This window comes from Streptomyces sp. UC4497 (genome assembly GCF_054871485.1).
This window is the reverse complement of record NZ_JBTYHB010000007.1, coordinates 114,409-135,004: the sequence shown is the minus strand read 5'-3', so window position 1 is coordinate 135,004 and position 20,596 is coordinate 114,409. Positions and strand designations below refer to the sequence as shown.

The following is a 20,596-nucleotide window of genomic DNA, read 5'->3' as shown; positions in this document are numbered from 1 at the left end:
TCGTCCTCCGCAAGAGAGCACCGGTCCGGATGTGCGGGTTCTAGGGACAACTCTTGGCACGCACAACTGGTCTGACACGATGTCAACGAGGTCATCGAGGGGCGGCTGGACCGTGAACGTGGGTGAGACGACGCAGTGGGCGGGCCGGTACGAGACGGCCGCCGGAACCGCGAGCAGCGCTGTCCGCAGGTCCCCGGTGTGCTCGGCCGCGGGGATTCCGTTCCCGGAGCGCGGGTTCCGGGTATCCGGTCCCCTACGGGACACGCCGCAGGTCACCGGCAGCGGCGCCACCCCCGACAGGCCATGGCCCCAGCTGTTTCCCAACTACCGGCGCACTGGCCAGTGACGCGGCGCGCAGCCCCGGACGGACGGAATCGACACGCGTGACGGAGTACCCCACCTCCCACGAAGGCCGCCACCACGGAACGGCGGCCCGCCCCGCCGACCCCCGCGGGGCCCTTCGGCACAGCCCTGACACCTCCGCGTCGTCCGGCGAGGCCTCCGCCCCGGGCTCCGGAGGGCTGCCGGAACAGCCGCGGCGCGCCTCCGGTTCCGCCCCTGACGCCGAGCACGCGCAGCCCGTGGCGCCCTCGCCCGAGCCCGTGCGGCCAGGGCCGCCGGACGGCCCGGACCGCCGCACCGGGCAGCCGCGCCCCAGCGGACAGCCGACGGCGATGCGGCGCGACGGCGACCGGCTGCGCTTCGTCGGCGCCGCGACCCGGCGGATCGCCCGCGGCCTGGACCTCGACGAGATCGTGATGGGCCTGTGCCGGGCGACCGTGCCGACGTTCTCCGACGCGATCCTGGTGTATCTGCGCGAGCCGCTGCCGGTGGGCGACGAGCGGCCGACCGGGCCGATGGTGCTGCGCCTGCGCCGCACCGACCGGATCCCGGACGCCACCGACACCGCCACCGACTCGGACACCGAGGGCGCGGGAATCACGGTCCCGATCACCCCGCAGCTCGAACTGACGGCGGGCTGCGCCGACTTGTGCGAGGTACGCCCCGGTGGCGCGCTCGCCGAGGTGCTGCGCGGCGTACGCCCCGTGTTCGCCGACTCGCCCGCCGCGCTCGCCGCGCTGCCCGAACTCCTGGGCTCCGACCGGGCGTTGCCGGGCGGCCAGCGCGCGATCCTGGCACCACTGCGCGGCCGCCGCCGGGTGATCGGGGCCGCGGTGTTCCTGCGCCGCCCCGACCGGCACGCGTTCGACGCCGACGACCTGCTGGTGGCGGGGCAGTTGGCGACGCACAGCGCGCTCGGCATCGACAAGGCGGTGCTGTACGGCCGCGAGGCGTACATCGCGGACGAGCTGCAGCGCACGATGCTTCCGGAGACGCTGCCGAACCCGACGGGCGTGCGGCTGGCCTCGCGCTATCTGCCGGCGGCGGAGACGGCGCGGGTCGGCGGCGACTGGTACGACGCGATCCCCCTGCCCGGCAGCCGGGTTGCGCTGGTCGTCGGCGACGTCATGGGCCACTCGATGACGTCGGCCGCCATCATGGGCCAGTTGCGGACGACCGCGCAGACCCTCGCCGGGCTCGACCTGCCACCGCAGGAGGTCCTGCACCACCTCGACGAGCAGGCCCAGCGGCTCGGCACGGACCGCATGGCGACCTGCATGTACGCCGTGTACGACCCGGTCGCGCACCGCATCACCATCGCCAACGCCGGGCATCCACCGCCCGTCCTGCTGCACCTCGGCGGGCGCTCCGAGGTGCTGCGGGTGCCGCCCGGCGCGCCGATCGGCGTCGGCGGGGTCGACTTCGAGGCGGTCGAGCTGGACGCCCCGGCGGGCGCGACGCTGCTCCTGTACACGGACGGGCTCGTCGAATCGCGGCTGCGGGACGTGTGGACCGGGATAGAGCAGCTGCGCGAACGGCTCGCCGCCACCGCGCAGTTGACGGGCCCGGATCATCCGCCGCCCCTTGAAGCGCTGTGCGACGAGGTGCTCGACATGCTCGGCCCGGGCGACCGGGACGACGACATCGCGCTGCTCGCCGCCCGGTTCGACGGGATCGCGCCGAGCGACGTCGCGTACTGGACCCTGGAGCCGGAGGACGCGGCGCCGGGCCGGGCCCGCAGGCTGGCGCGCAGCGCCCTGGACCGCTGGGGTCTGGAGGACCTCACGGACTCGGTCGAGCTCCTGGTGAGCGAGGTCGTGACGAACGCGGTGCGGTACGCCACGCGGCCGGTGACGCTGCGCTTGTTGCGGACCGACGTGCTGCGCTGCGAAGTGGGCGACGACGTACCGCAGTTGCCGAGGCTTCGGCAGGCGCGGGCGACGGACGAGGGCGGCCGCGGGCTCTACCTGGTGAACCGGCTCGCCCGGCGGTGGGGTGCGACGCGCCTGTCCACCGGCAAGGTCGTCTGGTTCGAGCTTCCGGTGCCGTAAATATGTGGCCATGTGCCACTACTGCGGATGCCGCGAGATCCCGCTGATCAAGGAGTTCATCGCCGAGCACGAGCGCGTCACCGACGCCGCCGGTGACGCGCTGCGGGCGCTGGAGCGCGGCGATGTGGCGGCCGCGCGGACGCTCGTGGACACGATGGCGCGGGAGCTCGCCTCGCACTGGAAGGGCGAGGAGGACGGCCTGTTCGCGGTGATGCGCGACGACCCGGAGTACGCCGACTACATCGACGCCCTGGTCGCCGAGCACCGCGAGCTCGGCGCACTGCTGCCCACTCTCGACCTCACGGACCCCGGCGACGTACAGCGCCTCAAGGACGAGACGGACGAGTTGCACCGGCACATCGCCAAGGAGGAGGACGGCCTCTTCCCGGCGTCGCTGACGGCGCTGTCCGGGGACGGGTGGGACGCGTCGATGGCGGCGTGGCGCGCGGCGCACCCTTCGCACGGCGGAGGCTAGAACCCCACCGGCACATACCCCGTGGCCCGCCCCCGGTCGTCCAGCACCCGCCCCATCCGCTTCACCGTGCGCAGCGTCACCGTGCGGTCCTCGACGCGCAGGGCGGGGAACCGGTCGTCCAGGGCGGCCTCCAGGGTGGCCATGCCGTCGAGGTCGCGGAGCCACACCTGGAAGAGCAGGTTGCAGGAGCCCGTGACCGAGGTGCACAGCCGCATCTGCGGAAAGCGGGCGAGGGCCGAACCCGTGCGGTCGAGCGCGCCGTGCGGGACGGTCGCCCGGTACGTGGCGAGGGCCGGCCAGCCCGCCAGCTGCTGGGCCAGATCGCAGCGCAGCAGGACCTCCCGGTCGCGCAGTTCGCGCGCGAGCCTGCGCCGCACGGTCGACTCGCCGACGCCGACGACCGCCGCCAACTCGGCGAACCCCGCACGGCCGTTCGCGCCCAGCTCGCGAAGGAGTGCCAGGTCGACCTCGTCGCGGGGCCGGAACGGGCGGGACGGCGCGCCGGGCCCGGGCCCGGCCGTGTTGAGCCGCGCCCGCCCCGCCCGGTCGAGGGCGCGCACCTTCCAGCCACTGCCCTCCTGGTAGAGCCGCATGCTCAGCCGGGTCCGCGTGCCGCGCACGCCCGGCAGGCGGCCCAGGTCGTCGCTGACCCGGCGCCCGAGCGCGGGCAGGTCGGTCGCCGCGATCGAGAGCAGCAGGTCGTAGTCGCCGACGACGTGCTCGGCGCTGAACACCCACGGAAGCCGGACGAGGCGGGCGCTCAGCTCCTCCAACTCGCCCGGTGTGCACGTCACTTCCACGTAGGCGACGGTGGCCGTCGTCGGCCCCGCGTACGCCGTCACCCACGCCAGGCCCGCCCGCTCCAGGCGCGCCCAGCGGCGGGCCGCGGTCGTCGCGTCGATGCCGACGGCCGGCCCCACCCGGCTCCACGGGGCGCGCGGATCGGTCTGCAAGGCGTCGATCAGGGCGAGATCGGCCTCCTCGAAGGCGGCGGATTCCGGCACGAGACCGTGCGCGTTGCCGTTTTCCAGCATTTGAGGCCCCTTCCCGCACGGCGGCCGGATTCTGTCCCCACTTCCGAGCCGTCCCCCACACCAGCACGCCCACTCTAGAAGGAGTGCCTGTGGTCCCACCCTCGCAAGGCCCCGCACGTGAGCGTCTCGACAAAGGCGCCAAGATCACGGTCACGCTGCTCTTCGCCGCCTGGCTGATCGACTACATCGACCGTCTGGTCATCAATCTCGCGCTGCCCTCGATCGGCCACGAATTCGACCTCAACCGCGCCCAGCAGGGCCTTGCGGTCTCCGTGTTCTTCGTGGCGTACGCCGTCTGCCAGATCCCGGGCGGCATGCTCGCCGACCGGTTCGGCGCCAAGCGCGTCACCTGCTGGGCGCTGCTCATCTGGTCCGTGTTCACGGCGCTCACCGGGCTCGCGGGCTCCTTCGCGATCCTTCTGGTGGTGCGCTTCCTGTTCGGTATCGCCGAAGGTGTCTTCCCCGGCGCCTCGATGAAGGCGGTGAGCGAGCGGACGACGCCGGGCCAGCGGATGAGCGCCAACGGCATCGTGCAGTCGTCGAACGCCGTCGCCGCGGTCGTCGCCCCGCTGATCGCGGCGCCGCTCATCGCCCACTTCGGCTGGCGCTCGGCGTTCTTCACCGTCGCCGGCATCGGCGTCTTCGTGTACGCGGCCGTCCAACTGTGGCTGCCGGAGCGGGAGCGGACGGAGGCCGACGCACGGCCCACCGGCTCCGCCCGCACCGTGATTCGCTCGGGGACCATGTGGGCGTTCGCCGGGATGTTCTTCGGCTACGACATCATCGTGTGGGGCCTGAACACCTGGGTGCCCTCGTACCTCAACCAGGAGCGCGGGCTCGCGCTCACCTCGGCGGGCGCCCTGTCGATCCTGCCCGCGGGCGCGGCGACCGTCGCCGTGATCGTCGGCGGCCGGCTCGCGGACCGCCTCGAAGGCAACCAACGCAAGATCGTGGTGCCCGCCATGACGGTCTCCTCGGTCGCCCTGATCCTCATGGCGACGGCTTCCGGCACCGTCGCGTTCATCGGCTGGATGACGGTGGCGATCGCGTCGGCCTCGCTGGGCTACATGCCGATCTTCGCGGTGCCGCTGCGCAGCCTGCCGCCCGAACTGACCGGCGCGGCCGCCGGGTTGATCACGTTCGGCGGGCAGGCCGGTGGCGTCGTCGCGCCGACCGCGATGGGGCTGCTCGCGGACTCGGCCGGATTCGGCGCCGCGTTCGGCTTCCTCGTCGTCGGCGCGGTGCTCGCCGCGGTCCTCGCCTGCGTCACCCCGCAGACCACGCTCACCTTCCGCCGGGCGCTGCGGCTGCCCGAGGAGGCCGAGCCCACCCCCGTACCCGTACAAGGAGAGCCCCGATGACCGCCACACCCGCCACGGCCACCACCCTTGAGGGCCTGCTGCCGTCCCTGCGCGAGCTCTACCGGGACCTGCACGCACACCCCGAACTCTCCCTCCAGGAGACCCGCACCGCCGGGATCGTCGCCGCCCGGCTGCGCGAACAGGGCGGCTGGGAGGTGACCGAGGGCGTCGGCGGCACCGGCGTCGTCGGAGTCCTGCGCAACGGCGAGGGTCCGACCGTCCTGCTGCGCGCCGACATGGACGGCCTGCCCGTCCTGGAGGCGACGGGCCTGCCCTACGCGTCCGTGGCGCGCGGCACCGACCGCGACGGCAACGACGTACCGGTCATGCACGCCTGCGGCCACGACATGCACGTCACGTGTCTGCTCGGCGTGACGGCGCTGCTCGCGGCGGAGCGGAACACGTGGCGCGGCACCGTCGTCGCCGTGTTCCAGCCTGCGGAGGAGATCGGCCGCGGGGCCAGGGACATGCTGGACGACGGGTTCGCGGAGCGTTTCCCGAAGCCGGACGTGTGCCTCGGGCAGCACGTCGGACCGTTCCCGACGGGGGTCGCGGTGACCCGGCCCGGAGCGGTGATGGCGGCCTCCGACAGCTACCGCGTACGCCTCTTCGGGCGGGGTGGGCACGGCTCGACGCCCGAGTCGACCGTCGACCCGGTGGTCCTCGCGGCGGCCGTCGTGATGCGCCTTCAGACCGTCGTCTCGCGCGAGGTCGGTGCCTCGCAGACGGCCGTCGTGACGGTGGGCTCGATCCACGCCGGCACGAAGGAGAACATCATCGCGGACGAGGCCGAGCTGAAGCTCAACATTCGCTCGGTCGACCCGGTGGTGCGCGAGCGGGTGCTCGCGGCGGTGCGCCGGATCGTCCGGGCGGAGGCGGAGGCCTCGGGCTCGCCCAAGGAGCCGGAGTTCACCTCGCTCGGCTCCTTCCCCGTCACGGAGAACACCGACGACGCCACCGCCACGACGATCGACGGGCTGCGCGGGGCGCTCGGCGAGCAGGGCGTCCTCGTGCTTCCGCAGCCGATCAACGGCAGCGAGGACTTCGGCCTGTTCGGCAAGGAGCTCGGCGTGCCCTCGGTGTTCTGGCACTTCGGCGGGGCCGACCCGGCCGCCTTCGCGGGGCACGACGCGGGCACGCTCGCCTCGCGCGGACTGCCCGCGGAGATCCCGGTGAACCACTCGCCGCAGTACGCGCCGCTCCAGGACCCCACGATCGAGCTGGGGGTGCGGGCCTTCCTCGCGGCGGCCCGCACCTGGCTCGGCTCTGTCTAGGGCCTGTCGTCAAACTCGCGTCGTCGCCCGGAGGGCGGCTCGGCGGCGTCTGGTGCGTGCGATCGCAAGGCGCCGGAGAGTCCTAGTAGCGGAGCTACTCGGGCTTTTCGGCAACGCCGCGAGCGTGCGTGCCAGGCGTCGCCGGGCAGACGGGAGTTTGACGACAGGCCCTAGGGCCTGTCCCTGCCGTTCCCGCCGCCGTTCTCCGGCTCGATCGGGTCCTCCGGCCAGGTCTCGGTCGGGCTGTCGGTCGGGATCGGGAGCGTCTCCGTCGGCTCGTCGCTCGGCGTCTCGCTCGTCGGCGTCTCGCTCGGCGTCGACTTGGTCGGCGTCGGCTCGGTCGTCTCCGACTTGCTCGGCGTCGGGTCGGTCGTGGGCTCCTCGGTCGGGGTGGCCGGGGCGGTCGTCGTGGGCTGGACGGCCTTGCCCATGTCGGTGTCCAGGTCGAACTTCCCGTTCGCACTGGACGAGTTGAAGGTGTACTGCGCCCAGATCTGGGCGGGGAAGCTGCCGCCGTCGACTCGCGGCAGGCCGCCCGCGCCCTCCATGGACACGTGCGCGCCGGCCTCGGACGACTTCAGCGCGCCCTCACCGAACAGGCCCACCGAGGTGACCAGGTCCGGCGTGTACCCGGTGAACCAGGCCGACTTGTTGTCGTCGGAGGTACCGGTCTTGCCGGCGACCTGCTGGCCCTCGCGGGACGGGTTGTCGCGCACGGAGGTCTTCGCCGTACCGTCGTCGACCACACCGGTGAGGACCGAGGTGACCGAGTCGGCGGCGCCGCGGCTGATGACCTGCTCGCCGACGGGGGCCTCCAGCGGGACCTTCTCGCCCTGCTTGGACACCGCCTTCACGACCCGCGGGGTGACCTTCTTGCCGTGGTTGTCGAGGGTCGCGTAGACGCCGGCCATCTCCATCGGGCTCGCGCCCATGGTGCCGAGGGTCTGCGCAGGGAACGGCTTGAGGTCGCCCGAGTCCATGCCGAGCTTCTTCGCCGTGGCCATCACCTGGTCCATGCCGACGTCGACGCCGAGCTGCGCGAAGACGGAGTTGATGGACTTGTTCATGGCGGTCTGGACGGTGACCGGGCCGTAGCTCTTCTTGTCCTCGTTCGGCGGGGCGAAGCCGACCTTCTCGCCGTTGTCGACGACCGGGCGCCTGCTGGTGCCGTCGTAGATCGTGTCCGCGGTGATGTTCTGGCCGGACTGCGTCGTCGCCTCGTTCTCCAGGGCGGCCGCGAGGATCAGCGGCTTGAAGGTGGAGGCGGGCTGGTAGTCGGTGCGGGTCGCGTTGTTGACGTAGTGCTCGCTGAGCCCTTCACCGCCGTACAGCGCGAGGACCTTGCCGGTCTTCGGGTCGACGGAGACGGCGCCGGCCTGCACGCGCGCGTCGGCCTTCTTGTCCTTGCGGTCGAGCTTGTCGTTGAGCTGCTGCTCGACCGACTTCTCGAGCTGCTTCTGCTTCTTGCGGTCGACGTTGAGGGTGACCGTGTAGCCGCCGGCGTCGAACTGCGCCTCGGTGAGGTTGAGTTCCTTCATGACCTCGTCGCGCGCGGCGGTGTAGAGGTAGCCCTCCTGGCCCTGGAGCCCGGAGGCGGCCTTCGGCGGGATGGGCTTGTCGAACTTCATGCCCTGCCGGTCGCTCGCGCTCAGCCAGTGCATGTCGACCATGTTGTCGAGCACGTAGTTCCAGCGCGCCTTGGCCAGTTGCCTTCCGGTGTCGGAGGCGACCGCCCAGTCGTACTGGTTCGGGGCCTGGAGCAGCGCGGCGAGATACGCGCCCTGCTCCACGGACAGCTTCGAGGCGTCCTTGCCGTAGTAGGCCTGGGCGGCGGCCTGGATGCCCCAGGCGCCGCGCCCGTAGTAGCTGGTGTTGATGTACCCGGCGAGGATGTCGTCCTTGGACTGCTTCTGGTCGACCTTCAGCGAGATGACCAGTTCCTTGAGCTTGCGGGAGACGGTCTGTTCCTGCGTCAGGTAGTAGTTCTTCACGTACTGCTGGGTGATCGTCGAACCACCCTGCTTGCCCTTGCCCATGACGGTGTTGAGCATGCCGCGGGCGGTGCCCTTCAGGTCGACGCCCTTGTCCGTGTAGAACGTCTTGTTCTCGGCGGCGACGAACGTGTGCTGGACGCCCTCGGGCACCTCGGCGAGGTCGACGAGCTCCCGGTTGACCTTGCCGGTGCGGGCCATGGTCGAACCGTCGCTGTACTTGTAGACGTTGCTCTGCACCTGGGCGTCGGGGTTGCCCTCGGGTACGTCGATCACCAGGTACAGCACGATGAACGCGCCCATGCACAGCAGCACGAGTCCGAAGAACGTGCCCAGGAGCTTCTTCCAGGTGAAGAAGCGGCGTATGCCCGACGGCCGCGCCGCGCGCTTGCGCGCCTTCCTCGCATCCGCTCGGCCCATGACCTCAGTCGCTCCGCTTCTTGTCCTAGTACGTGTACGCCTTCGCGTACGGGTACGAACCCAGTTCTCACGATCGTGCTGAATCGGCTCAAGAACCTAACCCGTCACTTATGTCGAATCTTCATTGATTCGGCCATATCGGACGTGACAATCAGCACCTGCCCCATGGGAACCGACGAGCGAGGCGTGCGGATGGTTGCCGTACGCGATAAAGTGATATCACTTTGCTAGACCACGTTCGCGGCAGTGCTGTCACGAACGACCAGCTCAGAGATACGGGGACGGACATGTCCGAGACGGACGCCACACCGAACACTTCCGACACGAACACTCCAGACGTACAGATGCCGAAGGCGCAGGTACGCGAGTTCACGGCCCACAGCATCGGCGGCGGACTCGCCCTGCTGCTCGGCCTCGTCGGCCTGATCGTCGGCGGAGGCCTGATCGCGATCGCCGGCTCCACCGACTCGTCGGGCGCCAGGGGGGCGCTCATCGCGGTCGGCGTCGTCGTCGCGATCTGTTCGGTCTTCGCCATGGCGGGCCTGAACATGGTGGCGCCGGGCGAGGCCCGCGTCGTCCAGCTCTTCGGCCGCTACCGGGGCACGATCCGCACGGACGGCCTGCGGTGGGTCAACCCGCTGACCTCGCGCACCAAGATCTCGACCCGCGTGCGCAACCACGAGACGGCGGTCCTGAAGGTCAACGACGCGTACGGCAACCCGATCGAGCTCGCCGCGGTCGTCGTCTGGAAGGTCGAGGACACGGCCCAGGCGACCTTCGAGGTCGACGACTTCCTGGAGTTCGTCTCGACGCAGACCGAGGCGGCCGTCCGGCACATCGCCATCGAGTACCCCTACGACGCGCACGACGAGGAGGGCCTGTCGCTGCGCGGCAACGCCGAGGAGATCACGGAGAAGCTCGCCCTCGAGCTCCACGCGCGCGTGGAGGCGGCCGGCGTCCAGATCATCGAGTCCCGCTTCACGCACCTCGCGTACGCCCCCGAGATCGCGTCCGCGATGCTCCAGCGCCAGCAGGCGGGCGCGGTCGTGGCGGCCCGCCGCCAGATCGTCGACGGAGCGGTCGGCATGGTCGAGGCCGCGCTCGCCCGGATCGCCGAGCAGGACTTCGTGGAGCTGGACGAGGAGCGCAAGGCGACCATGGTCTCCAACCTGCTGGTCGTCCTCTGCGGGGACCGCGCGGCGCAGCCCGTCCTGAACACGGGAACGCTCTACCAGTGACGCCGCCCCCTGACCGCGAGCGCCGCCCGGCACGCAAACAGGTCCTGCTGCGGCTCGACCCCGCGGTGTACGACGCGCTCGCGCGCTGGGCGGGCGAGGACCTGCGCTCGGCCAACGCGCAGATCGAGTTCCTGTTGCGCAAGGCGCTCGCGGAGGCGGGACGCCTGCCGGGTTCGGCGAAGCCGATACCGAGGCGGGGTCGTCCCCCGGCCAGCGAGACCGACTGAACGACACGGGGCTGGATCTGCTCAATCGCCGCAGGGGCTTGATGACTCAAGCCCCTGCGGCGTTCTCATGGCCAGCTATACACACCGCGTATACATGGTGTGTATAGTCGCCCGCATGTCCATCGGCCACACCCTCCTCGGGCTGCTCGAATCAGGGCCCCGCCACGGTTACGACCTCAAGCGCACCTTCGACGAGACGTTCGGGCACGACAAGCCGCTGCACTACGGGCAGGTCTACTCGACCATGTCCCGCCTCCTGAAGAACGGCCTCGTCGAGGTCGACGGGATCGAGGCCGGCGGCGGCCCCGAGCGCAAGCGGTACGCGATCACCGACGCCGGCGTCACCGACGTACGGCAGTGGCTCGCGACGCCGGAGAAGCCGGAGCCGTACCTCCAGTCGACCCTCTACACGAAGGTCGTCCTCGCCCTGCTGACCCGGCGCGACGCGACCGAACTCCTCGACGCGCAGCGCTCCGAGCACCTGCGCCTGATGCGCATCCTCACGGACCGCAAGCGCAAGGGCGACCTCGCCGACCAACTCATCTGCGACCACGCCCTGTTCCACCTGGAAGCCGACCTGCGCTGGCTGGAACTGACCGCCGCGCGCCTCGACAAGCTCGCCGCGGAGGTACGTCCTTCATGAGTTCCCCCACCACTCCCGCCGGTTCCCTGCTGGCCGCCACCGGCCTGCACAAGACGTACGGGCCGACCCCGGCCCTCGACGGCGCCTCCTTCTCCGTCCACCCCGGCGAGGTCGTCGCCGTCATGGGCCCCTCGGGCTCGGGCAAGTCGACGCTGCTGCACTGCCTCGCCGGCATCGTCACGCCGGACTCCGGCACCATCACGTACAACGGCCGCGAGCTGACCGCCATGTCCGACGCGGAGCGCAGCGCGCTGCGCCGCGGCGAGTTCGGCTTCGTGTTCCAGTTCGGGCAGCTGGTCCCGGAGTTGACGTGCGTCGAGAACGTCGCGCTGCCGCTGCGGCTGAACGGCGTGAAGCGCAAGGAGGCCGAGCGCCGGGCCGTCGAATGGCTCCAGCGCCTGGAGGTCGACGACCTCGCGCGCAAGCGGCCGGGTGAGGTCTCCGGCGGCCAGGGCCAGCGCGTCGCCGTCGCCCGTTCCCTGGTCACGGGGCCGCGCGTGCTGTTCGCCGACGAGCCCACCGGCGCCCTGGACTCGCTCAACGGCGAGCGCGTCATGGAGCTGCTCACGGACGCCGCCCGAAGCACCGGCGCCGCCGTCGTCCTGGTCACCCACGAGACGCGGGTCGCCGCCTACTCGGACCGCGAGATCGTCGTACGGGACGGCAAGGCCCGGGACATGGAGTTCGCCCGATGACACTCCTCGACGACCGCCCCGCCCAGGCCCCGCCCGCACCCACGGACCCCGGCCTCGCGGGCCGGCTGCGCGATCTCGCGCTCGGTGTCCGCTTCGGCTTCTCCGGCGGCCGCGAGGGCTGGATCCGTACGCTGCTCACCGCGCTCGGCGTCGGCCTCGGCGTCGCCGTTCTCCTTGGCGCCGCGTCCGTGCCGAACTTCACGAGCGCGCGCGACGCCCGCTCCGACGCCCGCTCGATCGGCTACGCCGAAGAGAGCGTGAAGCCGTCCGACAGCACGCTGCTCACGCTCGACACCTCCTCCTCGTACCGGGACCTCTCCGTCGGCGGCTACATGCTGGACGCCGACGGCAAGAACCCGGTCCTGCCGCCCGGCGTCGACAAGTTGCCCGGCCCCGGCGAGATGCTGGTCTCGCCCGCGCTGCGCGACCTCCTCGACTCTCCCGAGGGTGAACTCCTCAAGAAGCGCTACGACTTCCGCGACGTCGGCACCATCCACGAGGCCGGCCTGAGCGACCCCTTCGAGCTGTACATGTACGCGGGCGGCGAGGACCTGAGCACCGACCGCGGCGCCACCCGCGTCGACGGGTTCGGGCAGCCGGGCGACAGCACCCCGCTGGACCCGGCCCTGGTGCTGCTGATCCTGCTGGGCTGCGTGGTGCTGCTCGCGCCCATCGCCATCTTCATCGCGACCGCCGTACGGTTCGGCGGCGAGCGGCGCGACCGCAGGCTCGCCGCGCTGCGACTCGTCGGCGCGGACGCGCGGATGACGCGGTGGGTGGCTGCCGGTGAGGCGCTGTTCGGCACGCTCGTCGGCCTCGCGTTCGGCCTGCTCGCCTTCTTCGCGGGGAGGCAGGTGTTCGCCCACGTCGAGGTGTGGCGCCTGTCCGCGTTCCCCGACGACTTCACCCCGGTGCCGGTCCTCGCCGCGGTGGTGCTCCTTGCGGTGCCGCTGTCCGCGATCGCCGTCACGGTGTTCGCCCTGCGGACCGTCTCGATCGAGCCGCTCGGTGTCGTACGGGGCGGGCGCGTGCGCGGCCGCAGGCTGTGGTGGCGGCTGCCCGTCCCCTTCGCCGGCCTCCTGGTCCTGTTCCTGTCCAGCTTCGACGCGGGCTCGTCCCAGCTGTCCATGGTGGTGATCGCGGGCGGCGTCCTGCTGACCCTCGTCGGCCTGGTGCTCGTGCTGCCCTGGCTGGTGGAGGCCGTCGTGAGCCGGCTGCGCGGCGGCTCCGTGCCCTGGCAACTGGCGACCCGCAGGCTCCAGTTGAACAGCAGCGGCGCCACCCGCGCGATCTCCGGCATCACCATCGCGGTGGCCGGCGGCATCGCCCTCCAGATGTTCACCGTCGGCATCAACGACAGCTTCAACAGCTCGACCGGCCAGGATCCGCAGCGCGCCCAGATCGGCGCGAACACCGACTTCCCGAGCGGCGCGCTGGCCGACCGCATGGTCCAGGAGTTCCGGACCACCAAGGGCGTCAAGAAGGTCATCGGCACGGTCAGCACCTCGGCCGAGCTGGTGGGCGCCAAGCCGGGCGCGGACGGCTATCCCCCGTCCGTCTCACTGTCCGTCGGCTCCTGCCCCTCGCTGCGCGAACTGGCCCACCTGCCGTCGTGCTCGGACGGCGACGTCTTCCGCGTCACCCGCTCCCACGACTCGTACAGCGACGATCAGTTGGAGAAGGTGGCCGTGCCCGGCGGGCGGCTCCTCGTGGACAACCCCGAGGACGCGGGCCGCACCGACCTGAAGCCCGTGCACTGGTCACTGCCCGAGGACGTACGCACCGTCGACTCCCGCAAGGACCCGGCGGGCGAGTACTACGGCGGCATCCTCGCCACCCCCGGCGCCCTCGACCCGGCGACCCTGCACACCGCGTCGACCAACGCGCAGATCCAGATCGACGAGAGCGTGCCGGACGCGGCGGACCAGGTCCGCAACACCGCGTTCGCGGTCGACCCGGGCATGCGGGTGTGGACGTACGAGGTGTCGAGCCGCGACAAGGAGTACGAGAGCATCCGCACGGCCCTCTTCACGGCCGCGGCGCTCACCATGGTGATCATCGCGGCGTCGATGCTGGTCTCGCAGATCGAGCAACTCCGCGAGCGCAAGCGGCTGTTGTCGGTACTCGTCGCCTACGGCACGAAGCGCTCGACGCTCGCCTGGTCCGTGCTGTGGCAGACGGCGATCCCGGTGGTGCTCGGCATGACCGTGGCGGTCGCGGGCGGGCTGACGCTCGGCTGGCTGATGCTGCGCCTCATCGGCAAACCGGTGACCGACTGGCTGCTGTTCCTCCCGCTGGCCGGGGTGGCGGCCGCCCTCATCGCGGCGGTGACCCTGCTGTCCCTGCCTCCGCTGTACCGCATGATGCGGGCGGAGGGGCTGCGGACGGAGTGACGCTCAGCGGTCACCGAGGACGCGAACCGGCAGGCCCTGCAAGGCGGTTCGCAGGGCCGAGGCCAGCTCCTCGTACTCCGCGGAGCGCGCCGCCCCCGTCCGCATGGCGAGTGCCACGCGGCGCGCGGGGGCGGGCTCCGCGAAGTAGCCGGTGAGCAGCTGACTGCTCCGGCTGGTCTCGACGGACACGGCGGTGCGCGGCAGCAGCGTCACCCCGAGGCCGCCCGCGACGAGTTGGACCAGCGTGGCGAGCCCGGCGGCGGTCGTGGCGACGGGAGCGTCGTCGCGGCCCGCCTCCCGGCAGATGTCCAGGGCCTGGTCGCGCAGGCAGTGCCCCTCGTCCAGGAGCAGCAGATTCAGCTCCCGCAGAGCCTCGCGCGGAATCCCCTCCCGTCCGCCGAGCCAGTGGTCGAGCGGCGTGACGAGCACGAAGTCCTCGTCGAACAAAGGGAGTTCACTCACCCCCGGCACCCCGAGCGGCACGGCGAGCAGCAGCAGATCGAGCCGCCCCGCCCCCAGTCCCTCGATGAGCGAGGACGTCTGCTCCTCGTGCACCTGGAGGTCCAGGTCCGGATACGTGTCGTGGACGAGCCGCAGCACCGTCGGCAGCAGATACGGCGCCACCGTGGGAATCACCCCGAGCCGCAGCACGCCCGTGAACGGCGCCCGCACCGCCTCGGCCTCCTCGACGAGCGCGCCGACCCCCTCGAGCACCGCCTTGGCCCGCACGGCGATCCGCTCCCCGGCCGGCGAGAGCAGCACCTTTCTCGTCGTACGCTCGAGAAGGGTCACGCCCAGCACCTCTTCGAGCGCCGAGACCGCTCCCGACAGCGCGGGCTGACTCATCCCGATCGCCGCCGCGGCGTCCCGGAAGTGCAGATGCTCCGCGACCGCGGCGAACGCCCGCAGCTGCGCCAGGCTGGGCTGCCGACGCCGCGCCCCCACGGGCTTTCCGTTCTGTACGGCCACTGATAGCCACCTCCGATCAACATGACCGAGTCTAGCTATTTCCGTAATCAATGCACCCTGTGCCACGATCTTGAGCAGTCCAACCCATGGAAACAGCCCCAAAAGGGATGTTTTCTACTGCAAGGAGTTCGTGTGCTCACTGTCGGTGACAAGTTCCCCGAGTTCGACCTGACTGCCTGTGTCTCGCTGGAGAAGGGTTCCGAGTTCGAGCAGATCAACCACAAGACCTACGAGGGCAAGTGGAAGATCGTCTTCGCGTGGCCCAAGGACTTCACCTTCGTGTGCCCCACCGAGATCGCCGCGTTCGGCAAGCTGAACGAGGAGTTCGCCGACCGTGACGCCCAGATCCTCGGCTTCTCCGGTGACTCCGAGTTCGTGCACCACGCCTGGCGCAAGGACCACCCGGACCTGACGGACCTCCCGTTCCCGATGATGGCCGACTCGAAGCACGAGCTCATGCGTGACCTCGGCATCGAGGGCGAGGACGGCTTCGCGCAGCGCGCCGTCTTCATCGTCGACCAGAACAACGAGATCCAGTTCACGATGGTGACCGCCGGCTCCGTCGGCCGTAACCCCAAGGAGGTCCTGCGGGTCCTCGACGCCCTCCAGACGGACGAGCTGTGCCCGTGCAACTGGACCTCGGGCGAGGACACCCTCGACCCGGTCGCGCTGCTGGCCGGTGAGTGAGCATGGCCCTCGATGAACTGAAGTCCGCCGTTCCGGACTACGCCAAGGACCTGAAGCTCAACCTGGGCTCGGTCATCGGCAACTCGGACCTTCCGGCCCAGCAGCTGTGGGGCACGGTCCTGGCGACCGCCATCGCCTCCCGGTCCCCGCGCGTGCTGCGGGAGCTGGAGCCCGAGGCGAAGGCGAACCTGTCGCCCGAGGCGTACACCGCGGCGAAGTCGGCGGCGGCCATCATGGCGATGAACAACGTCTTCTACCGCACGCGTCACCTGCTCTCGGACAACGAGTACGGGACGATGCGCGCGGGTCTGCGGATGAACGTCATCGGCAACCCGGGGGTCGACAAGGTCGACTTCGAGCTGTGGTCGTTCGCGGTCTCGGCGATCAACGGGTGCGGGATGTGCCTCGACTCGCACGAGCAGGTGCTGCGCAAGGCGGGTGTCGACCGTGAGGTCGTCCAGGAGGCCTTCAAGATCGCCTCCGTGATCCAGGCGGTCGGCGTCACGCTGGACGCGGAAGACGCGCTGGCTTGATTTAAGCCCCTGCGGCGATTGAGCAGCGGGGTCCGGGGCAGAGCCCCGAGGCGTAAGGAACGGGGGCCGGATGATTCCGGCCCCCGTTTCCCATGTCGCGGGGCGCTGCCCCGGCCCCCGCGCCTCAATCGCCGGCGGGGCTGGATTTACTCACCCGCCCCGGGGCCCTATTTGCCAGCGGGGCTTGAGTCGACCGCCGTGGCGCCCCGTGGCTCCGGCGTGCCGCTGAGGTGCGCCTCCCGGGACCACGCCCGTAGGTAGACGACCACCGTGTTCGTGACCGCCACCAGCGGCACCGCCACCACCGCTCCGCCGATGCCGGAGACCATGCCGCCCGCGGCGACCGCCAGGACGACGGCCAGGGGGTGGACCCGGACCGCGCGGCCCAGGATGAAGGGCTGCAGGATGTGGCCCTCGATCTGCTGCACCGCGAGCACCACGCCCAGCGTCATCACCGCGGCGAACACGCCCTGCGTCACCAGCGCGACGACCACGGCGAGCGCGCCGGAGACGACGGCGCCCACCAGCGGGATGAACGCGAACAGGAAGATGAAGACCGCCAGGGGCACGGCCATCGGGACGCCGAGGAAGAAGATCCCCAGGCCGATGAAGATGGCGTCGATCAGTGCCACTATCACCGTCCCGCGGACGTACGCCGTGAGCGTGCGCCAGGCCCTCGGCCCCGCGCCCGCGATGCCGGGACGGGCCTGCGCGGGGACGAGCCCCAGGGTCCACTGCCAGATGCGCCGGCCGTCGTAGAGCAGGAACAGCGTCGAGAAGATCGTCAGGAGTACGCCCGTCAGCGCCTCGACGATGACGGTGACGCCTTCAAGACCGGCCGACGTGATCTCGTCCGTGTTCGCGCCGACCGCGTCACGCAACGACTTGGCGATGTCGTTGATCTGACCGTCGGTCACGTGGAAGGGGCTGTTCAGCAGCCACCTGCGCAGATCGTCGATGCCGTCCTGGACCTGCTCGGACAGCTGGTCGATGTTCTCCTGGACCTGCCAGACCACGAACCAGCCGACGAGCCCCATGATGACGAAGCCGAGGACGGCCGTCAGGGCCGTCGCGAGGCCCCTGGGCACTCCCCTGCGCATGAGGCGCGCCACCGTCGGCTGGAGCAGCGCGGTGATCAGCAGCGCCGCGATGAACGCGAACACCACCAGCTGCACCGAGCTGATGACCTTCATCAGGACCCAGAGCGTCCCGGCGAGCACCAGGAGCCGCCAGCCCGCCTCGGCCGCGACCCGAAGGCCCCACGGCACGGCGGCGGTCGGCTCGGGACGCGGGGAGACGGCCGGCGCGTACGCGGGCGGTGCGGGCACGTGGTCCGTGTCGTGCGCGGGCTGCGCTTCGGCCGGGCCCGGCGCACCGGGATCCGGCGCGGGAGCCACCGCCGGCGCCCGCGTCGGCCGGGGCGGCAGCTCCTCCGCCTCCGCCCGTTCGGCCTCCGCGCGGCGCTCGTCCAGGCGCTCGCCCACCTTGCTGATTCCCGCGCCGACCCGGCCGAGCCACCCTGGAACTCGCGACATCATCCGTCCTCTTTGAGCCTGTGGCCCCGACCGTACCGCGTGACAACGTCGAAGCCCCTCACCGTGAGGACGGTGAGGGGCTTCGCGAGGTTGCGAACTACTGGTTGCTCAGTACCAGTTGTTGGCCTGCCAGAACGACCAGGCCTCGCAGGGGCTGCCATAGCGGTCGTTCATGTAACCGAGGCCCCACTTTATCTGCGTGGCCGGGTTCGTCTGCCAGTCCGCGCCGGCCGACGACATCTTGGTGCCGGGCAGCGCCTGGAAGAGACCGTAGGCACCGGACGAGGCGTTGACGGCCTTGTAGTTCCAGCTGGACTCGTGGTCCACGATGTTGCTGAAGCACTGGAACTGACCCGACGGCACCATCTGACGCGCCATCGACTGGACCTGGGCGACGCTGTACGAAGACTGTGCCGTGAAGTCGGAGGCGTCGCGGGTGGCCGAACGGCTGGCGGCCGCCTTCTTGGCTGCCTCCCGCTCCTTGGCCTCCTTCTCGGCCTTCTCCTTGGCCTCCTTGGCGTCCTGTGCGGCCTGCTGCTTGGCGACCGCGTCCTCGGCTGCCTGCTTCCGGGCGGACTCCTCGGCGGACTTCTGCGCAGCCGTGTCGGCCGCGATGGCCTGGGTCTGCGCCTGCTGCTTCAGCGACGAGGTCTGCACCTGCGCCTGCTGACCGGCAGGGATGTCTGCGAGGAGGGTCGAGTCGCTCGCCGTTGCCTCAGCAGCCTCCGGGGAGGGCTGACCGGTGCTGCCCGAGGCAACACCCACGACGGCGCCGACTGTGGTGACCGCGGTGGCCGAGGCCACTGCGAATCCCCGGACCGAAATCCGGCTCACACGGTTTCCTTCCAGCATCGCCCGCTTGAACGTGACCGTCGCGGACGCAATCTTGCCCCTGACACTGGTCTCCACAACTGCGGGGTCACGGGAGACACGGGCCCGGTGGACAACTCCCGTGACGGGAGCGCCGCATGGTGCTCGGGCGGCATACGACGGCCTCTATGTAGTTCAGGTGCAGCGGGTGCTGCTGTTGTTTCGTACCGCTGGGGGCACGCAAGTGTCGTATGCGGGGCCTGACAGGACGGTGACTCTGCCGTATCCGAGCATGGCAAGGCAATTCCCCACCGCGTGTGAAAGGTCACACCTCGTTTGCTCCCCGGGATTTTCGGAAACGAGCACACGCCGCGGCGCCGCCCGGCTAGGCTCTCCCGCCTTGCCGAACGGCGCCAAAAGGGACGAACAGGCCCTGTACGGACTAGATCTGACCGTCCTCCAGCATTTCGGTCACCAGGGCCGCGATCTGCGACCTTTCCGATCGGGTGAGTGTGACGTGCGCGAAGAGCGGATGTCCCTTCAGCTTCTCGACGACCGCGACCACCCCGTCGTACCGGCCGACGCGGAGGTTGTCGCGCTGCGCGACGTCATGGGTGAGGACGACACGCGAGTTCGCCCCAATGCGTGAAAGGACCGTCAGAAGGACGTTCCGCTCCAGGGACTGCGCCTCGTCCACGATCACGAACGCGTCGTGCAGCGAGCGGCCCCTGATGTGGGTGAGCGGCAGGACCTCCAGCATCCCCCGGGCGGTGACCTCTTCGATCACCTCGCGCGAGGTGACGGCGGACAGCGTGTCGAAGACCGCCTGCGCCCACGGCCCCATCTTCTCGGCCTCGCTGCCCGGCAGATAGCCGAGCTCCTGACCGCCGACGGCGTAGAGCGGCCGGAAGACCATCACCTTCTGGTGCTGGCGCCGCTCCAGGACGGCCTCCAGGCCCGCGCAGAGCGCGAGCGCGGACTTGCCGGTGCCGGCCCGGCCGCCCATCGAGATGATCCCGACGTCCGGATCGAGCAGCAGATCGAGGGCGATCCGCTGCTCGGCGCTGCGCCCCTTGAGGCCGAAGGCCTCCCGATCGCCGCGCACCAGGCGGACGTTGCCCTCGGGTGTGACGCGGCCGAGCGCCTTTCCGCGCTCGGACTGGATCGTCAGACCCGTGTGCACGGGAAGGTCGGCGGCCTCGGGAACGTAGAGGGTGTCCTCTTCGAAGAGGAGGTCGACCTGCTCGGCGGGCAGCGTCAGTTCGGACATGCCGGTCCAGCCGGAGTCCGTGATGGCGAGTTCGGCGCGGTACTCCTCGGCGAGAAGCCCCACGGAGGACGCCTTGATCCGCAGCGGCAGGTCCTTCGACACGACGGTGACGTCGTATCCCTCGGCCTGCAGATTGCGGGCGACCGCCAGGATGCGGCTGTCGTTGTCCCCCAGGCGGTAGCCCGAGGGCAGCACGCTGGGATCGGAGTGGTTGAGCTCGACGCGCAGGGTGCCGCCCAGTTCGCCGGTAGGGATCGGCGCATCCAGGCGTCCGTGGCGGATCCGGTAGTCGTCGAGCAGGCGCAGGGCCTGCCTGGCGAAGTAACCCAGCTCCGGATGATGCCGTTTGGCCTCCAACTCGGTGACCACGACGACAGGAAGGACCACTTCGTGTTCGTCGAAACGGGTCATGGAGTTCGGATCGGCCAGCAGGACGCTGGTGTCGAGAACATAAGTGCGCCGGTCGGGCTTGGGAAGGCGCTTGTTACTGGTCACCACGGAAGGACGTACCCCCTCGGATGAGGTCGGGGAGCGACGGAGTTTTCGGGACCGGTTCGTGGGCCGCTTGCGCGGGCCGAGAACCGGCCCTCCAAGGCGTCTTCCGTACCCACTTGCGTACGGTCGTCCTGGTGCAAAGGGCCTCCCGGG

Annotated in this window: 17 protein-coding genes; 11 read left to right on the top strand and 6 right to left on the bottom strand. The window is 70.7% G+C overall.

Features of this window, described 5'->3' with window-relative positions:
* Positions 1–383: 383 nt before the first annotated feature.
* Together ACYSUO_RS12500 and ACYSUO_RS12495 are read left to right on the top strand one after the other, a co-directional pair.
* A complete protein-coding gene (locus ACYSUO_RS12500; RefSeq protein ID WP_461776137.1) occupies positions 384–2,393 on the top strand; it encodes an ATP-binding SpoIIE family protein phosphatase in 2,010 nt (669 codons plus the stop codon).
* A 10-nt stretch (positions 2,394–2,403) separates the two neighbouring features.
* Positions 2,404–2,868 carry a hemerythrin domain-containing protein gene (locus ACYSUO_RS12495; protein WP_461776136.1) on the top strand — a complete coding sequence of 155 codons (465 nt, stop codon included), beginning with the start codon at positions 2,404–2,406 and terminating at the stop codon, positions 2,866–2,868.
* On the opposite strand, the gene ACYSUO_RS12490 is transcribed toward ACYSUO_RS12495, so the two are convergent.
* Positions 2,865–3,902 (bottom strand): Lrp/AsnC family transcriptional regulator, encoded by a 1,038-nt coding sequence (locus ACYSUO_RS12490; RefSeq protein WP_461776135.1) that lies wholly within the window; start codon positions 3,900–3,902, stop codon positions 2,865–2,867. The two genes, ACYSUO_RS12495 and ACYSUO_RS12490, sit on opposite strands and share 4 nt — an antisense overlap.
* A gap of 89 nt (positions 3,903–3,991) precedes the next feature.
* Between ACYSUO_RS12490 and ACYSUO_RS12485 the strand changes: the two genes are divergently transcribed.
* On the top strand, positions 3,992–5,263 hold the full coding sequence (locus ACYSUO_RS12485) for an MFS transporter (protein ID WP_461776134.1): 1,272 nt from the start codon (positions 3,992–3,994) through the stop codon (positions 5,261–5,263).
* Complete coding sequence (locus ACYSUO_RS12480; RefSeq protein WP_461776133.1) at positions 5,260–6,537, top strand: amidohydrolase; 1,278 nt, start codon at positions 5,260–5,262, stop codon at positions 6,535–6,537. Before ACYSUO_RS12485 ends, ACYSUO_RS12480 begins: the two co-directional genes overlap by 4 nt.
* Before the next feature lie 170 nt (positions 6,538–6,707).
* Here ACYSUO_RS12480 and ACYSUO_RS12475 read toward each other — a convergent pair whose 3' ends face one another.
* On the bottom strand, positions 6,708–8,948 hold the full coding sequence (locus ACYSUO_RS12475) for a transglycosylase domain-containing protein (RefSeq protein ID WP_461776132.1): 2,241 nt from the start codon (positions 8,946–8,948) through the stop codon (positions 6,708–6,710).
* A gap of 287 nt (positions 8,949–9,235) precedes the next feature.
* Here ACYSUO_RS12475 and ACYSUO_RS12470 point away from each other — a divergent pair, with 287 nt between their 5' ends.
* The 5 genes from ACYSUO_RS12470 (at position 9,236) to ACYSUO_RS12450 (ending at position 14,144) form a co-directional block, all read left to right on the top strand.
* Complete coding sequence (locus ACYSUO_RS12470) at positions 9,236–10,186, top strand: SPFH domain-containing protein (protein ID WP_461776131.1); 951 nt, start codon at positions 9,236–9,238, stop codon at positions 10,184–10,186.
* Positions 10,183–10,413 carry a type II toxin-antitoxin system antitoxin gene (locus ACYSUO_RS12465; RefSeq protein WP_403719419.1) on the top strand — a complete coding sequence of 77 codons (231 nt, stop codon included), beginning with the start codon at positions 10,183–10,185 and terminating at the stop codon, positions 10,411–10,413. Before ACYSUO_RS12470 ends, ACYSUO_RS12465 begins: the two co-directional genes overlap by 4 nt.
* Positions 10,414–10,528: 115 nt before the next feature.
* Complete coding sequence (locus tag ACYSUO_RS12460) at positions 10,529–11,056, top strand: PadR family transcriptional regulator (protein WP_461776130.1); 528 nt, start codon at positions 10,529–10,531, stop codon at positions 11,054–11,056.
* On the top strand, positions 11,053–11,751 hold the full coding sequence (locus ACYSUO_RS12455; RefSeq protein ID WP_461776129.1) for an ABC transporter ATP-binding protein: 699 nt from the start codon (positions 11,053–11,055) through the stop codon (positions 11,749–11,751). Before ACYSUO_RS12460 ends, ACYSUO_RS12455 begins: the two co-directional genes overlap by 4 nt.
* Complete coding sequence (locus tag ACYSUO_RS12450) at positions 11,748–14,144, top strand: FtsX-like permease family protein (protein ID WP_461776128.1); 2,397 nt, start codon at positions 11,748–11,750, stop codon at positions 14,142–14,144. The genes ACYSUO_RS12455 and ACYSUO_RS12450 overlap by 4 nt, the downstream gene beginning before the upstream one ends.
* 3 nt (positions 14,145–14,147) lie before the next feature.
* Here ACYSUO_RS12450 and ACYSUO_RS12445 read toward each other — a convergent pair whose 3' ends face one another.
* The gene (locus ACYSUO_RS12445) at positions 14,148–15,113 is read right to left on the bottom strand and encodes a LysR substrate-binding domain-containing protein (protein ID WP_461776127.1); all 966 of its coding nucleotides are present in this window, start codon (positions 15,111–15,113) and stop codon (positions 14,148–14,150) included.
* A 132-nt stretch (positions 15,114–15,245) separates the two neighbouring features.
* Here ACYSUO_RS12445 and ACYSUO_RS12440 point away from each other — a divergent pair, with 132 nt between their 5' ends.
* A complete protein-coding gene (locus tag ACYSUO_RS12440) occupies positions 15,246–15,800 on the top strand; it encodes a peroxiredoxin (RefSeq protein ID WP_266713589.1) in 555 nt (184 codons plus the stop codon).
* 2 nt (positions 15,801–15,802) lie between these two features.
* Positions 15,803–16,333 carry an alkyl hydroperoxide reductase gene (locus ACYSUO_RS12435; protein WP_326018640.1) on the top strand — a complete coding sequence of 177 codons (531 nt, stop codon included), beginning with the start codon at positions 15,803–15,805 and terminating at the stop codon, positions 16,331–16,333.
* Between the two features lie 167 nt (positions 16,334–16,500).
* Here the strand turns inward: ACYSUO_RS12435 and ACYSUO_RS12430 are convergent, their stop codons facing one another.
* The 3 genes from ACYSUO_RS12430 to ACYSUO_RS12420 form a co-directional block, all read right to left on the bottom strand.
* Positions 16,501–17,868 (bottom strand): AI-2E family transporter, encoded by a 1,368-nt coding sequence (locus ACYSUO_RS12430; RefSeq protein ID WP_461776126.1) that lies wholly within the window; start codon positions 17,866–17,868, stop codon positions 16,501–16,503.
* Between the two features lie 108 nt (positions 17,869–17,976).
* On the bottom strand, positions 17,977–18,702 hold the full coding sequence (locus ACYSUO_RS12425; protein ID WP_461776125.1) for an aggregation-promoting factor C-terminal-like domain-containing protein: 726 nt from the start codon (positions 18,700–18,702) through the stop codon (positions 17,977–17,979).
* Between the two features lie 418 nt (positions 18,703–19,120).
* The gene (locus tag ACYSUO_RS12420) at positions 19,121–20,446 is read right to left on the bottom strand and encodes a PhoH family protein (RefSeq protein WP_327661785.1); all 1,326 of its coding nucleotides are present in this window, start codon (positions 20,444–20,446) and stop codon (positions 19,121–19,123) included.
* Positions 20,447–20,596: the final 150 nt, after the last annotated feature.

Excerpts from the sequence above, each read along its gene's own strand:
- ACYSUO_RS12455 (WP_461776129.1), top strand. The coding sequence starts at position 11,053 with ATGAGTTCCCCCACCACTCCCGCCGGTTCCCTGCTGGCCGCCACCGGC.
- ACYSUO_RS12480 (WP_461776133.1), top strand. The coding sequence starts at position 5,260 with ATGACCGCCACACCCGCCACGGCCACCACCCTTGAGGGCCTGCTGCCG.
- ACYSUO_RS12490 (WP_461776135.1), bottom strand. The coding sequence starts at position 3,902 with ATGCTGGAAAACGGCAACGCGCACGGTCTCGTGCCGGAATCCGCCGCC.
- ACYSUO_RS12475 (WP_461776132.1), bottom strand. The coding sequence starts at position 8,948 with ATGGGCCGAGCGGATGCGAGGAAGGCGCGCAAGCGCGCGGCGCGGCCG.
- ACYSUO_RS12450 (WP_461776128.1), top strand. The coding sequence starts at position 11,748 with ATGACACTCCTCGACGACCGCCCCGCCCAGGCCCCGCCCGCACCCACG.
- ACYSUO_RS12470 (WP_461776131.1), top strand. The coding sequence starts at position 9,236 with ATGTCCGAGACGGACGCCACACCGAACACTTCCGACACGAACACTCCA.
- ACYSUO_RS12430 (WP_461776126.1), bottom strand. The coding sequence starts at position 17,868 with ATGTCGCGAGTTCCAGGGTGGCTCGGCCGGGTCGGCGCGGGAATCAGC.
- ACYSUO_RS12460 (WP_461776130.1), top strand. The coding sequence starts at position 10,529 with ATGTCCATCGGCCACACCCTCCTCGGGCTGCTCGAATCAGGGCCCCGC.
- ACYSUO_RS12495 (WP_461776136.1), top strand. The coding sequence starts at position 2,404 with ATGTGCCACTACTGCGGATGCCGCGAGATCCCGCTGATCAAGGAGTTC.
- ACYSUO_RS12435 (WP_326018640.1), top strand. The coding sequence starts at position 15,803 with ATGGCCCTCGATGAACTGAAGTCCGCCGTTCCGGACTACGCCAAGGAC.